This window comes from Acinetobacter sp. YH12255 (genome assembly GCF_013417355.1).
Lineage (GTDB): Bacteria > Pseudomonadota > Gammaproteobacteria > Pseudomonadales > Moraxellaceae > Acinetobacter > Acinetobacter pseudolwoffii.
In genome coordinates, this window is record NZ_VPEC01000048.1 from 1 (window position 1) to 15,081 (window position 15,081).

The window sequence follows — 15,081 nt, forward strand, 5'->3', positions numbered from 1 at the left end:
ATTTAATCATTAAGCAGCATTGGATGGCTGCGTCGGAGTAGGTTTGATTTCGCCCTTGTTTGCCTTTTGATGGAGCATACCATTGCGTAGCAGGATCAAACCAAATGGCAATATTTCCGCGACTCATTAAGTGCTCGGTTATATGTGGGCCAATTGGTTGTGCGGTAGATTTTGTGTGTAGGCTTCTTCATTTGAAAATTATATCGCTGAAAAAGCCTTTACAGATAGGTTTGTGCAACAAAGCCACAATAATAGCCTTCTGGTCGGTGGTAGCGATACGACGTTGTGGGATCTCAGAGATCCGCAAGAAAGTGATTTGGGCGGATATACTTATGAAATTCAGCGTCCACAAAACCTGAATGTAGACTTGGGTGTCACCAGTCCGGGCGCCAGCCGTATTGCCTTTGGTTTGATTAGTCTCTCTGATTTTATGCTGGATCTTGAACTGTCTGCATTGCAAGCGGATGGCTATGGTGAAGTTATTTCAACACCAAAAGTACTCACAGCAGACAAGCAAAAAGCCACGGTTGCATCTGGTTCACAAATTCCGTATCAATCTGCTGAAGGTGGAGGGGCCAATGCTGTATCCACTACTGAGTTTATTGATGCGACTTTGAGTCTGGATGTCACGCCAAGTATTACTCCAGATGGGAAAGTGCAGATGGAGCTGAATATTACCAGTGACTCCCCAGGCAACCCAACGCCGACCGGACAATTGACTATTAATAAAAACCAGATCAATACCAATGTGCTGGTGGATAATGGTGAAACAGTGGTCCTGGGTGGGATTTTTGAGCAGGAAACCCGTAATGCACAAACCAAGGTGCCATTCCTGGGGGATATTCCTTATGTAGGGCGTTTATTCCGTAAAGATTTAAAATCGGATAACAAGCGTGAGTTGCTGATTTTCGTTACACCTCGAATTGTTAATGACAGTGTTTCAAGAAATCATTAATATATTTTGAATTTAACAAAACGAATAGGTGACTCCTTGCCAAGCAAAGAGTTTGAAACCCTACCAAATCTTTATTTGGTAGGGCCGATGGGGGCCGGTAAAACAACAGTAGGACGACATCTCGCAGAATTGTTAGGACGTGAATTTCTAGATAGTGATCATGAAATTGAACGTAAAACAGGTGCGACGATTCCCTGGATTTTTGAGAAAGAAGGGGAACAGGGTTTTCGTGACCGTGAAACTGCTGTAATTAATGAACTGACTTCACGCCCCCATTTAGTTTTAGCCACTGGCGGTGGTGCCATTACTCAGGTCTTGAATCGAGACTATCTGAAACAGCGTGGGATCGTCGTTTATCTCTATACGCCGGTTGAAATTCAACTACAGCGTACCTATCGCGATAAAAACCGTCCACTCCTCCAAGTCGAAAATCCGGAACAAAAGTTACGTGATTTATTGGCAGTTCGTGATCCCTTGTATCGGGAAGTGGCACATCATATCATTGAGACCAATCAGGGTGCGGCACGAGATCTGGCGCAGCGGATTCTCAATCTCATTACTTCCAAAAACTAAGTTCATTGAATAAAGTGGTTAATCAAACATGCAAACCTTATATGTAGAACTCGGAGAACGTCGTTACCCTATTTTTATCGGGAGCGATCTTGATCCACAGGCCTTATTGGCTCCCTATATTCATGGCAAGCAAGTGATGATTGTGAGCAATACCACGGTTGCGCCACTTTATTTGCAGCATTATCAAACTGCGATTGCAGCTTTAGACAAGCATGTCGCGACCTGTATTTTGCCCGATGGTGAAAAATATAAGGATAGCCAGCATTTGAATCTGATCTTTGATGCATTGCTTGAAGCTGGTTTTAACCGGGACTGTACGGTGCTTGCGCTCGGTGGTGGTGTGATTGGCGATATGGCCGGTTTTGCTTCGGCATGTTTCCAGCGTGGCGTGTATTTCATTCAGGTACCGACGACTTTACTGTCTCAAGTCGATTCCAGTGTCGGTGGAAAAACCGGGATTAATCATCCACTGGGTAAAAACATGATTGGTGCGTTCCAGCAACCGCAAGTGGTGCTGGCCGATATGTCGCAACTTTCTACTTTACCCGATCGTGAACTTGCGGCCGGTTTGGCTGAAGTGATTAAGTATGCGCTACTCGGTGATGAATCATTTCTGCTCTGGCTTGAAGATAATATGAATGCTCTGGTCAGTCGTGATGAGAAACTACTGGCTGAGGCCGTTTATCGTTCCTGTGCGCACAAGGCCCGGATTGTCGCCAATGATGAAAAAGAGCAAGGGGAACGTGCTCTACTGAATTTAGGGCATACTTTTGGACATGCGATTGAATCTTATCTGGGGTATGGTGTCTGGCTACATGGCGAGGCTGTTGCAACAGGTATGGTCATGGCGGCAGATTTATCACAGCGTATGGGCTGGATTTCTCAGGGTGATCTGGAACGTACAAAAAAAATCATTTCTCGTGCCAAACTTCCGATCGTTTGTCCTAAAATCCCTCTTGATGATTTCCTGGCATATATGGCCCATGACAAAAAAGTCTTGAATGGACAATTGCGTCTGGTGTTGTTGCAACAATTAGGTAAAGCTGTGATTACTCGAGATTTTGATCTTGAGCGAATGCAACAGGCAATTTTAGCGAATCAGGCATAGGTTTTAGTTTTTATGACAGCATTACACACTCCTTGGCAAAAGGTTCAGCACTATTTCTGGCTGGTCTGTGGTGTATGCTGTCTATTTGCAGCCTTGATCTTTTGGGCCATTACTGATTCAGATGCGGTAATTGAAGTGGAAAAAAAGCCAGAAACTAAAGTTCAATTACAAATTCAGCCGGAAAAAGTAGCGACAATGACCCATCTTGGTGCGCTTTTTGACGAGGTCAAACCCCTCGATTTGAATACGCGCACCATTGTAAATGCCAATCATGAGCCAGAATTTCGCGGCACCAAATTTGTTAATGAGGCGAAAAAACAGCATGCGATTGAATTATTTCGCGTCAGCAATGAAGCCATTCTCAAAAGCTTTCTTAAAAAACAGCCAGATCGTAAGCCTTTTATTTATCTAAGAATATCCGGTGAAAATCAGCCAGAACAATATGTGCTGCTGTATGGTCAGTATAAGACCGCCGCAGAAGCCAATCAGGCCTTATCTACATTGAATTTAAATTTGCCTGCTTCAGTGAAGCCTGAAGTGGTGCTAATACAGCAGTATGTCAGTCTGGTCAATAATCTGGGTTCAGAGGAGTTGGCAAGTAATCAAAAGCTGTATGAGATTCGCTTGAAAAACGTACCTTTACCGAAGGTAGATGAATCTGTACGACTCAGACAGCAAACTCAGGCTGAGGTTAAACCGCGTAGTTCGGATGCGACCACCAGTACCACAATTGTGCGTCGTGATGCCGCTGGCAATGTGCTCGATGTACAGAAATCCGAAAGTGCTGTAGAAGGTGCACCACAACCACAAAACAATAATAATCGACCGAACCAAGGGGGGAATTCCCGTCCTCAAAACAATGAGATTAGTGATCCTTTTAACTAATCCGTTCTAAAATAGCGCACCAAAAAAATGACCTAATTAGAAATGTGCGCTTTTGGTGCAAAAAATACACATTAAAAATAACCAGTATCCCTGTAATCTTTGTTAAAGCTTTGTCATCTGTATAGTTTTAATTTATGTACTATTTATTGGCATGTAATTTGCTTTATTGGTGCATGGATTGAATTAATCTCCCTGTTTTAGCGCGAAAAATGATTCGATGACAACCTATGAATGTCATATTTATTCCTGATTTTTATGTTATTCATCAGCAAAATAAACTTTATTTTTTATGCATTCGGTCTGAAAAAGGACTAGGCTGAAGAAATAAAGATGAAAAGATTTTGCTCTAGCAAGACGGTCTTCGAAAGTCCATTACACGCAGCGCAGAGAAGAATTTAGATTGTTTAACAGCCTATAAGGCTTCGTGAAAAGAAGGGTACGCTATGCACATGCCATCGCCTAATAATGTAGCTCCCGCTCAAGGTTTATACCAACCGGATGAGTTTAAAGATAACTGTGGTTTCGGTTTAATTGCCCATATGCAGGGCGATGCAAGCCATGATCTTGTCAAGACCGCGATTCATAGCCTAAGTTGTATGACCCATCGTGGTGGTATTGCCGCCGATGGCAAGACTGGGGATGGCTGTGGTCTGCTTTTGGCGATGCCGAAAAAGTTCTTCCGTGAAGAAGCAAAACGCTTAAGTGATACGACTTTAAGTGAAGTCTTTGCTGTCGGTTCGGTGTTCCTGAATCTTGATCCTACGCTTGCTGCACGTGCCAAACAGGTTTTAAACAAAGAAATTGAAGCTGAAGGTCTCATTGTTCTGGCTTGGCGTGTGATTCCAACCCATGTCGATGCACTGGGTGAAATTGCCTTGCAATCGATGCCGGCATTTGAACAGATTATTGTCAATTGCCCGATGGGCGTGACCGAGGTTGAATTTAACCGTAAGTTATTCCTGGCGCGTCGTCGTGCAGAACAATTTCTGCTGAATGATACCTCTTTCTATGTCACTACCTTATGTTCAACGGTCATCAGCTATAAAGGCTTGATGATGCCGGAAGCGATTGCAGACTTTTATACCGATCTGGCTGATCCGCGTCTGGAATCACATATCGTGGTATTTCATCAACGTTTTTCGACCAATACTTTGCCACGCTGGCCGTTGGCACAGCCGTTCCGTTATCTGGCGCACAATGGTGAAATCAACACTATTACGGCCAACCGTAACTGGGCCATGGCGCGTGTGCCAAAATTTGAAAATCCCTTATTGCCGGGTTTAACTGAGCTGAAACCGATTGTGAATCGTACCGGTTCGGATTCCTCAAGCCTGGACAATATGCTGGAGATTCTGGTCGGTGGCGGTATGGATCTGTTCCGTGCCTTACGTATGCTGGTTCCGCCTGCGTGGCAGAACGTGGAAACGCTTGATGCGGACTTGCGTGCTTTCTATGAATTCAACTCGAAACATATGGAAGCCTGGGATGGCCCGGCAGGTCTGGTAATTCAGGATGGCCGTCATGCGATTTGTATGCTGGATCGTAATGGTTTACGTCCGGCACGTTGGGTGATTACCAAAAATGGCTACATCACATTGGCATCGGAAATTGGGGTCTGGGGTTATCAACCTGAAGATGTGATTTCTAAAGGTCGTGTTGGCCCCGGACAAATGCTGGTGATCGATACGCAAACCGGCAAGGTACTGGATACACAAGATGTGAATCATCATTTAAAACGTATGCGTCCATACCGTGAATGGTTACGTGAAAACTCTGTGCGTTTGCAAGGTAGCCCCGAGCTGGAAGAATATTTATGTGAGCAAGGCTTAAAAGGCGATGGCCTGAAAGCGGCCCAAAAAATGTTCATGGTGACCTTTGAAGAACGTGACCAGTTATTGCGTCCAATCGCGGAAAGTGGTCAGGAAGCTGTGGGATCCATGGGTGATGATACGCCCATGGCAGTATTGTCACGTCAGGTGCGCCATGTTTCGGATTATTTCCGTCAGCAGTTTGCGCAGGTGACCAACCCGCCAATTGATCCGTTACGTGAATCGATCGTGATGTCACTGGAAACCTGTTTAGGCCGTGAACAGAACGTGTTTGAACAGGGGCCTGAACATGCTGACCGTCTGATTATTTCCAGTCCGGTTCTTTCAAATTCGAAAATGCATCAAATTCGTACCTTGGGGCGTAAAGGTTACGAAATTGCTGACATCGACCTGAACTATACTGAAACTGAAGGTTTACAAGCCGCAATTCTTCGTATTTGCATCGAGGCTGCACAAGCGATTCGTGATGGCAAAACTTTACTGATGCTTTCAGACAAGAAAATTCGTGAAGGCCACTTGCCGGCCAATGCCTTTATGGTGACCGGTGCGGTGCATCATTACTTGATTAATACCGGTTTGCGTACCGATGCTAATCTGATTGTTGAAACCGGTTTTGCCCGTGATCCACATCAGTTCGCAGTGCTTCTCGGCTTTGGCGCAACTGCGATTTATCCATATCTGGCTTATGACGTGATCAATGATCTGGTTGCCAAAGGCGAGCTCTTGGGTGATCCAATCTATGCACAAAACAATTTCCGTAAAGGCATTGAGAAAGGCTTACTGAAAGTTCTATCAAAAATGGGAATTTCGACGGTGGCCTCTTATCGTGGCGGTCAGTTATTTGAAGCAGTCGGTCTGTCGAATGAAGTGGTTGATACATGTTTCATTGGTGTGCCAAGCCGTATTCAGGGTGCAACCTTTGTTGATCTTGAAAATGATCAAAAACAGCTGGCGGATCTTGCCTGGAAAAACCGTAAACCCATTGATCAGGGTGGTTTGCTGAAATTTGTATTCGGCAAGGAATATCATGCCTTTAATCCGGATGTAATCAACTCGCTGCATAAAGCAGTGCGTTCAGGTAACTACGCAGATTTTAAAGAATATGCCGAACTGGTGAATAACCGTCCGATTGCCACCATTCGTGACCTATTCAAACTGAAAACTGATAATTCGATTCCTGTTGAACAAGTGGAATCGGTGGAAGAAATCCTGCCGCGCTTTGACTCTGCTGGTATGTCTTTGGGTGCATTGTCGCCGGAAGCACATGAAGCAATTGCGATTGCCATGAACACGATTGGCGGTCGCTCGAATTCAGGCGAGGGCGGTGAAGATCCAGCGCGTTATGGCACCATCCGTAACTCGAAAATCAAACAAATTGCATCGGGCCGATTTGGTGTGACACCTGCGTATTTAACATCGGCAGAAGTCCTGCAAATTAAAGTCGCGCAAGGTGCAAAACCAGGTGAAGGTGGTCAGTTGCCGGGTGGTAAAGTGAATGGTCTGATTGCCCGTTTACGTTACTCTGTACCGGGTGTCACGCTTATTTCGCCACCTCCGCATCATGACATCTATTCAATTGAAGATTTATCACAGTTGATCTTTGATTTAAAACAGGTTAACCCACAGGCGATGGTGTCCGTTAAGCTGGTTTCTGAACCGGGTGTCGGGACGATTGCTGCAGGTGTAGCAAAAGCCTATGCCGATTTCATTACCATTTCAGGTTATGACGGTGGTACAGCGGCTTCGCCACTTTCTTCAATTCATCATGCAGGTTCACCGTGGGAGCTGGGTCTTTCTGAGGCGCATCAGGCGCTTCGTGTCAACGACCTGCGTGGAAAGGTTCGCGTACAAACCGATGGTGGTTTAAAAACCGGTCTGGATGTAGTTAAAGCAGCCATTCTGGGTGCAGAAAGCTTTGGCTTTGGTTCGACCCCAATGATTGCACTCGGTTGTAAATACCTGCGTATCTGCCACTTGAATAACTGTACAACCGGTGTGGCAACCCAGCAAGACCATTTGCGTCAAGAGCATTATATTGGCGAGCCACAAATGCTGATCAACTTCTTCACTTTCATTGCTGAAGAAACCCGTGAATGGCTGGCTGCACTCGGTGTGTCTAGCCTGAAAGACCTGATCGGCCGTACCGACCTGCTGGAAGTGTTGCCAGGTGAAACTGCCAAGCATGCACATTTAGATCTGAGCAAATTACTGGAATCCCATCCTGCTGCGGAAGGAAAAGCACAGTACTGCGAAGTACAGGGCAATGCACCATTCGATAAAGGTATTCTGGCAGAGAAAATGGTGGCGGAAATCCTGCCTGCGATTGAAGCCGGAACTGGTGGTGAATATCACTTCTCGATTGGTAACTGTGACCGTTCGATTGGTGCGCGTTTATCCGGTGAAATTGCCCGCCGTTATGGCAACCTGAGCATGGAAGCACATCCAGTGAAAGTACACCTGAATGGTACTGCAGGTCAGTCGCTGGGTGTCTGGAACGCCGGTGGTCTGCATATTAGCCTTGAAGGTGATGCCAATGACTATGTCGGTAAAGGCATGGCCGGTGGTCGCATCTCGATCTTCCCGCCAAAAGGTTCGCCTTTCCAGACCCAAAATACCGCGATCATTGGTAACACCTGTCTCTATGGTGCCACTGGCGGTAAGTTATATGCCGCGGGTACGGCAGGCGAGCGTTTCGCGGTGCGTAACTCGGGCGCATTCGCGGTCATCGAAGGTGCTGGCGATCACTGCTGTGAATATATGACCGGTGGGATCGTGACCGTGCTGGGTAAAGTCGGGCATAACTTCGGGGCGGGTATGACCGGTGGTTTTGCTTATGTACTTGATCTGGATAACGACTTCGTTGATCATTATAACCATGAACTCATTGAACTGAATCGTATTTCCACCGAAGCGATGGAAGAGCATAAAGCCTTCCTGGGTCGCATTTTGGATGAACATATTAAAGAAACCGGTAGTGCTTGGGCGTACAAGATCCGCCATGAGTTTGACTTCTATAGCCGTAAGTTCTGGTTGGTAAAACCAAAAGCAGCCAACTTGCAAACGCTGTTAAAAACAACTCAAGCTGATCCACAATAATTCCACGACCAACAGATATATAGGCAGAAGTAAGGTAACTGTAAAGCCCTTACCTCTAGCCACGGAGAGAGACATGGCTGAACGCCTACATAATGACTTTCAATTTCTGGATGTCGCACGCCAAGATCCAGAGAAAAAAGAGCTTGATGTCCGCAAAGCAGAATTTGTAGAAATTTATAAACCGTTTACTGCGGAAATTGCTGCGAACCAGACCCATCGTTGTCTCGGTTGTGGTAACCCCTATTGTGAATGGAAATGTCCGGTACATAACTACATTCCGAACTGGTTGAAACTGGTGGCTGAAGGACGTCTGTTCCAAGCTGCTGAATTGTGTCACCAGACCAATACCTTGCCGGAAGTCTGTGGCCGTGTCTGTCCGCAAGACCGTCTCTGTGAAGGGGCTTGTACCCTGAACGATGGTTTCGGCGCGGTCACCATTGGCAATGCTGAAAAATATATCAACGATACCGCCTTTGCTTTGGGCTGGCGTCCAGACATGTCTAATGTGAAATGGACCAATAAAAAAGTCGCGATCATTGGTGCAGGTCCTGCGGGTCTTGGCTGTGCGGATATTTTGGTTCGTGCAGGGGTAAAACCCGTCGTGTTTGATAAACGTCCAGAAATTGGTGGTTTGCTGACTTTCGGTATTCCAGAATTCAAGATGGAAAAAGATGTGATGAAACGCCGCCGTGAAATTTTCACCGGTATGGGGGTGGAATTCCGTCTCAATACTGAAATTGGCACCGAGATCACCATTGACCAGTTGCTTGCAGATTATGATGCGGTATTCATGGGGATGGGAACCTATACTTATATGAAAGGTGGTTTTGCCGGTGAAGAGCTGGACGGTGTCCATGACGCGCTAGATTTCCTGATTGCCAATGTCAACCGCACCCAAGGCTGGGAAAAAGAGCCAGCTGAATACATCAGTGTACAAGGCAAAAAAGTCATCGTTTTAGGCGGTGGCGATACTGCGATGGACTGTAACCGAACCTCGATTCGTCAAGGTGCTGAGACAGTCACTTGTGCTTATCGTCGTGATGAAGAAAACATGCCGGGTTCGCGCCGTGAAGTACAAAATGCGCGTGAAGAAGGGGTGGAATTTCAGTTCAACCGTCAGCCGATCGAAATCGTCGGTGAACATGGCAAGGTCACAGGTGTGAAAGTGATTAGCACACAGTTGGGTGAGCCAGACAGTCGTGGTCGTCGCAGCCCAGAACCAATTCCGGGTTCAGAAGAAATTTTGCCTGCCGATGCAGTCCTGCTTGCTTTCGGTTTCCGTACCAGCCCCGCTGACTGGTTCGCCGATGTCGAGATCAAGCTGGATGGTTCAGGCTGTGTCGTTGCCGCTGAGCAGCAGCAATACAAGTTCCAGACCTCAAATCCGAAAATCTTTGCTGGTGGTGATATGGTGCGCGGTTCTGACCTGGTCGTGACAGCCATCTGGGAAGGTCGTCAGGCCGCAGAAGGGATTCTAGATTATCTGGATGTTTAACCGTTAAGAATAAGCTCAAATTATTCAAGAACACCCGCTACGGCGGGTTTTTTTCATCTTCGATAATTTTTAATTTTAAAGTGTGAAGCATTAAAAAGATTCTCTGTACACGACAAATTTCACAGAACCCTTATCCTATCAGGCTTCTGCCTTCTTAAAATTGCCAAAATTTCCTTAAACTCTTCTTTTTTCCCAAAACCAATTAAACGCTGAATCGCCATTTGAACATAGTCTAAACCATAGCGAAATAAACTCATTGAGAGTCGTCCATGCTTCTTTATTTTTATCACTTTTTTTTGATCATGTTGCCATTCACCTGTTAAATAGCACCAACAGAAACCGATAGCTAGCACTGCTATCAATTTCTTGACTCGTCTAGGTGTTTAGTCCCGGCATTTGATGGATCGGATCAATCTTAAAAAGTTCAGGTTCATCTGTCCACTGTTTGCAGATGAATTCGTAGGGAGTCAGGCCCCTGAGTGTTTTGAGTCTGCGGCCGAAGTTGTATGCAGCAATAAAATCAGCAAGGTGAATGCATAGCTGAGTGTGATCGTCGTAATGGAACCGTTTGACAGTAGCTTCTTTAATCGTTCGGTTCATCCGCTCGACCTGTCCATTGGTCCATGGATGCTTGACCTTGGTAAGACGATGTTCAATGCCACATTCAGTACAAATCCGATCAAAGATGTGCTCAGAGGCGTAGCGATCACAGGTGCGGTTCGTGAACTGGATGCCGTTATCTGTTAGCACCGTATGGATTCTATAGGGCACAGCCTTAACCAGATTGCGCAGGAACTCCGCGGCTGCCATCTTACTGGCTTTAGTATGCAATTCAGTGAACGCGAACTTGGAAGTGCGATCAATGGCAACGAAGAGATAAAGCTTACCCTGTGCTGTTCGCATCTCAGCGATGTCGATATGAAAGTAACCAATGGGGTAGCTCTTGAAGCGCTTCCTGACAGGGCGATCACCTTGTACCTCAGGCAGTCGTGAAATACCATGCCGCTGCAAGCAGCGGTGTAACGACGAGCGTGTCAGATAAGGAATACTCGGCTGCAATGCATAAAGGCAATCGTCTAGCGGCAACAAAGTGCGTTTTCGAAAAGCAACAATTGCCGCCTCATCTTCAGGCGATAACACGCTTGAGCGAGGATTCTTTGGCCCGGTTGTAAGATCATCTACTGAAGTACGTTTCTTCCATTTTGCGACGGTCTTTTGATTGATGCCGTAACGCTTGGCTAGCGTTCTTAAGCTCTCTTGACTATTTTGTATTGCTCGACGCACTGCCTGTGTCGTTGTGGCGCTGCTGTGTAGAACTTGTCCCATAGTGCTTCCTTCCATTTATCTGAGAATATTGCACCATTAAAATCTGGGACTAAACAGCTAGGGTCTGTTAAACGAGTATTTTCAAGATTAAACCCGCGTCCTTTGAGACAACTGAATAAGGTTTCAATTTCCCAGCGTAATGCATAATCCTGAATAGGATTGGCATTAAACTGAGAAGAAACGACGAGTAAAAGTTCTCCATTTTCTAACTGTAGTGCACTTATATATAGTTTCACTCGACCAACCAAAATCCGTCGTTTACGACATTCAATTTGACCAACTTGAAGATGGCGAAATAAATCACTGATTTTATGATTCTTTCCTAAATGATTGGTGACAATAAAGTTTTTTTAACACGAATGCAGAAGTTGATGTCTTGTTCAATTAACCATGTAAACCACTGCTCACCGATAAACTCTCTGTCTGCGAACACATTCACAATACGGTCTTTACCAAAAATGGAGATAAAGCGTTGAATCAAAGCAATACGCTCTTTTGTATCTGAATTTCCACGTTTATTAAGTAATATCCAAACGATAGGTATCGCTATTCCACGATAAACGATCGCGAGCATCAGGATATTAATATTTCGTTTTCCCCATTTCCAATTGGTTCTATCTAAAGTCAGTTGCACTTTGTCGAATGAAAATATATTGAAAATCAACTGAGAAATTTGACGATAATCGAAATACTGACCTGCAAAGAAGCGCTGCATACGTCGATAAAATGATTGTGGTAAGCACTTGATGGGCAAGGCTTTAGATGCAGAAGAAAGATTACATGTTTGCTTTAAAATAATCACAAGCATGATGAGCGCAAAGCACTTTAAATGTGACTTGTTCCATTTTTGATATTTGTTTAAGATAAGATATAACTCATTGAGATGTGTCATAGTATTCGTCGTTAGAAAACAATTATTGTGACATTATTTCAATGAGTTATCTATTTTTGTCGTGTACAGAGAAAAAGATTATAAAAAGTAACAAAACTTTAGAAAATACTGTTTAAAATCAAATTAATTAAATAAATATCAATAAATAATTGAGGATAAACATCATGCGTGTATTAAAACAATCTTTAATAACCCTGATGCTGGCCAGTACCTTGACCCTCACAGGATGTGGCTATAACACTTTACAGGTGAAAGATGAAGCGGTAACTGCTTCATGGTCTGAAGTGCAAAACCAGTATCAGCGCCGTGCCGACCTGGTGCCGAATCTGGTCAATGTGGTCAAAGGCTATGCCGCGCATGAAGAGCAGGTATTAACTGAGGTGACCCAAGCGCGTGCGAATCTCGCCGGTTTAAAAGTGGATCGAGAAGTACTGGAAGATCCCGAATTATTCCAGCGTTATCAGGAAGCGCAGTCGCAAATGACCAGTGCTCTATCGCGTTTATTGGCGGTGACTGAAAATTATCCAGATCTGAAAGCCAACGAGCAGTTCCGTGATTTGCAGGTACAGTTGGAAGGCACTGAAAATAGAATTGCTGTGGCACGTAACCGTTATATTACGACTGTTCAGGACTTTAACTCTTATGCGCGTCAGTTCCCACAAGTGATGACTGCCAAAGTGATTGGAATGGAGACCAAACCAAACTTTAGTGCCGAGCAAAGTGCACAGAAAGCCCCGACAGTTTCATTTGATTAAGATCAAATTTTGCAAAAGAGAGAGTGGCTGCAATGAGGCATAATCTGGCGGCAAAATTCTGTGCCGGTTTGTTGATCAGTTTAAGTGCAAGTCTGAGCAATCTGGCCTGGAGTGAGACCGCGACAGCAACGGATACCGAAGAAGTTATTGTTGCACGTGAAATATTGCAAAATCCGGCTGCGAATAATACTGCAAGGACTCAATCAGATACTGAAGTAGCGCCAGCCCAGCCGCCACAAATTGCCAATGATATGGCCGAAGGCCAGATACAGCGTGATTTACCCAGTCTAAATGAACCGGTGATTGATCAGGCCAATATACTCAGCCCAATTGAAAAGCAGGCGATTAGTCAACGCATTTTAAACTTGCATAATGCTGGCAAAGGCCAGGTTGGTGTAGTGATTGTTCCAACCACGGGACAGGAAGATATTTTTGATTATTCCATGCGCATAGCCGACGCCTGGCAGCTCGGTTCAGCCAAACGGGATAATGGCTTATTGATGACCATTGCCATCAATGATCGCCGTATTCAGATCTTGACCGGTTATGGTCTGGAAGGGGTGTTGCCCGATATCGTGGCAGGCCGGATTATCAATGACAAGATCACACCGTATTTTAAACAGGCTCAATATGCACAAGGGATCGACTCAGGACTGACTGAAATAGAACGGATTTTAAATCTTGATCCTGAAATTGCTGCACAGGCGGCCGATGAGCTGAAAGAGCGTCAGGAACAGGCTTATCAGGCACAAAAAGCCAGTAAGGCAACGTTCAGTAGCGTGCTGTTTATTATTGTTGCTGGTGTGATTGCTTCGATGATTTTTGGCAGAAAACTCAGTGCTGCGACTGCCGCAGTTGCAGGCACAGCTGCCGGTCTGGTCAATGGCATGGGTTTAATTGCCAGTTTAATGATTGGTGCCGGGGTATTCTTTTTATTGGTCACTTCACTGGCCCAGCTGATTTTACATGCCTTTATGGCAGGTGGTGGCCGCGGCGGTGGTGGTCGTGGTGGTTTTGGGGGCGGCGGCTTCGGCGGTGGCGGTGGTGGATTTGGTGGGGGAGGAGCATCAGGCTCATGGTAACAACGACAGATACGACAGAGATTGTCACGCAGCCGAAGCTGGAAGAACATGCGCAGCCGAGTTTTAAACGCTGGTTAAAACATTTCTTTTATATGCCGGCCACCAAGCGTTTTTTCTCCAAGCAGGATCAGCATTCCATTGCAGTGGCGGTGGAAGAAGCCGAGCATGGGCATGTCGGGGAGATTCAGGTGGTGATTGAAGGCTGTCTGCCTTCACGATCTGCTTATTATCAAGATACCTTATGTCGTGCCCGACAGTTATTTGCTGAAATTGGGGTTTGGGATACCGAATATAACAGTGGGGTACTGCTCTATTTAAATCTGTGCGAGCACAAGGTTGAAATTGTGATTGATCGGGGAATTAAGAATGCGACGACCCAGCAGGTCTGGGATGAAATTTGCCAAAATATTATTCAGCATTTAGTCCAGCAGAAGTTTAAAGACGGGGTTATTGAAGGTGTGGGGCAGATTGGAGAAGTCTTAGATCAGTACTATGATCGCAAAATAGATGATTTGGAAAATGAATTAGGGAATAAACCGATTATATTGGGGTGATTTTAGTCAACTAACTGACATTTTTTGTCAGTTAGTTACACAAAATAAAACATAAAAATTACAAAAATAAAAATATTTTTTTAAAGTGCTGTTTTTTCTGTTAATTTTATTATAATAAAACTTGGCACACTTAGTGCTAAATATAAAATAAGCTAAATGAGCTTTTTCTTTAGGCTTATAAATAAACAAAAAACATTTGTGGAGAATGTTATGAACGCTCAAAAAGGTTTACCTTAATTGATACTCCATAAGTGTCCATATAAAATAAACAATCCATAAGTAAGTCAATATGGACATAAAAATAATAAATTTGATATGAAGCATCAATATTATCTTTTTCTACTTTTTTCAATCTCCGCTTTTATTCATGCTCAAGAACGGCTTTGTTGCACAAACCTAGCATTAAAAGCTTATTCAGCAATATAATTTCAAAATGAATAAGCCTGCCTCTAAAATCTACCGTACAACCAATTGGTCATCCTATAACCGAGCCTTAATTAACCGAGGTAATATTTCCATTTGGTTTGATCC

9 protein-coding genes and 5 pseudogenes are annotated in these 15,081 nt (G+C 44.7%); 10 read left to right on the plus strand and 4 right to left on the minus strand.

Annotation, left to right across the window (positions count from 1 at the left end):
• Window positions 1–191: pseudogene (locus tag FTV30_RS13710) on the minus strand (transposase); the annotation flags it as partial.
• A gap of 50 nt (window positions 192–241) precedes the next feature.
• Here FTV30_RS13710 and FTV30_RS13715 point away from each other — a divergent pair.
• The 6 genes and pseudogenes from FTV30_RS13715 to FTV30_RS13740 form a co-directional block, all read left to right on the plus strand.
• Window positions 242–955: pseudogene (locus FTV30_RS13715) on the plus strand (type IV pilus secretin PilQ); the annotation flags it as partial.
• A 36-nt stretch (window positions 956–991) separates the two neighbouring features.
• Window positions 992–1,528, plus strand: coding sequence for a shikimate kinase AroK (gene aroK / locus FTV30_RS13720; protein WP_005094320.1), 537 nt, complete (start codon window positions 992–994; stop codon window positions 1,526–1,528).
• A 28-nt stretch (window positions 1,529–1,556) separates the two neighbouring features.
• The gene (gene aroB, locus FTV30_RS13725) at window positions 1,557–2,636 is read left to right on the plus strand and encodes a 3-dehydroquinate synthase (protein ID WP_100358186.1); all 1,080 of its coding nucleotides are present in this window, start codon (window positions 1,557–1,559) and stop codon (window positions 2,634–2,636) included.
• Between the two features lie 12 nt (window positions 2,637–2,648).
• Window positions 2,649–3,521 carry a hypothetical protein gene (locus tag FTV30_RS13730; protein ID WP_180001781.1) on the plus strand — a complete coding sequence of 291 codons (873 nt, stop codon included), beginning with the start codon at window positions 2,649–2,651 and terminating at the stop codon, window positions 3,519–3,521.
• A 449-nt stretch (window positions 3,522–3,970) separates the two neighbouring features.
• Window positions 3,971–8,446 carry a glutamate synthase large subunit gene (gene gltB / locus FTV30_RS13735; RefSeq protein WP_180001782.1) on the plus strand — a complete coding sequence of 1,492 codons (4,476 nt, stop codon included), beginning with the start codon at window positions 3,971–3,973 and terminating at the stop codon, window positions 8,444–8,446.
• Window positions 8,447–8,519: 73 nt separating this feature from the next.
• Complete coding sequence (locus FTV30_RS13740) at window positions 8,520–9,941, plus strand: FAD-dependent oxidoreductase (protein WP_180001783.1); 1,422 nt, start codon at window positions 8,520–8,522, stop codon at window positions 9,939–9,941.
• 119 nt (window positions 9,942–10,060) lie between these two features.
• Here FTV30_RS13740 and FTV30_RS13745 read toward each other — a convergent pair.
• The 3 genes and pseudogenes from FTV30_RS13745 to FTV30_RS13755 form a co-directional block, all read right to left on the minus strand.
• Window positions 10,061–10,321: pseudogene (locus FTV30_RS13745) on the minus strand (IS4 family transposase); the annotation flags it as partial.
• Window positions 10,317–11,267 (minus strand): IS481 family transposase, encoded by a 951-nt coding sequence (locus tag FTV30_RS13750; protein WP_005097272.1) that lies wholly within the window; start codon window positions 11,265–11,267, stop codon window positions 10,317–10,319. The gene FTV30_RS13750 and the pseudogene FTV30_RS13745, both read right to left, overlap by 5 nt.
• A gap of 59 nt (window positions 11,268–11,326) precedes the next feature.
• Window positions 11,327–12,159: pseudogene (locus FTV30_RS13755) on the minus strand (IS4 family transposase); the annotation flags it as partial.
• Window positions 12,160–12,323: 164 nt separating this feature from the next.
• On the opposite strand from FTV30_RS13755, the gene FTV30_RS13760 reads away from it, so the two are divergent.
• The 4 genes and pseudogenes from FTV30_RS13760 to FTV30_RS13775 all read left to right on the plus strand — a co-directional run.
• Window positions 12,324–12,914 carry a LemA family protein gene (locus FTV30_RS13760; protein WP_180001784.1) on the plus strand — a complete coding sequence of 197 codons (591 nt, stop codon included), beginning with the start codon at window positions 12,324–12,326 and terminating at the stop codon, window positions 12,912–12,914.
• A gap of 32 nt (window positions 12,915–12,946) precedes the next feature.
• Window positions 12,947–13,996, plus strand: a complete 1,050-nt coding sequence (locus tag FTV30_RS13765) for a YgcG family protein (RefSeq protein ID WP_100357534.1) — start codon at window positions 12,947–12,949, stop codon at window positions 13,994–13,996.
• Entirely contained in the window at window positions 13,990–14,550 is a 561-nt protein-coding gene (locus FTV30_RS13770) for a TPM domain-containing protein (protein WP_100357535.1), read from the plus strand. Before FTV30_RS13765 ends, FTV30_RS13770 begins: the two co-directional genes overlap by 7 nt.
• A 433-nt stretch (window positions 14,551–14,983) precedes the next feature.
• Window positions 14,984–15,081, plus strand: a pseudogene (locus FTV30_RS13775) (IS5/IS1182 family transposase); the annotation flags it as partial.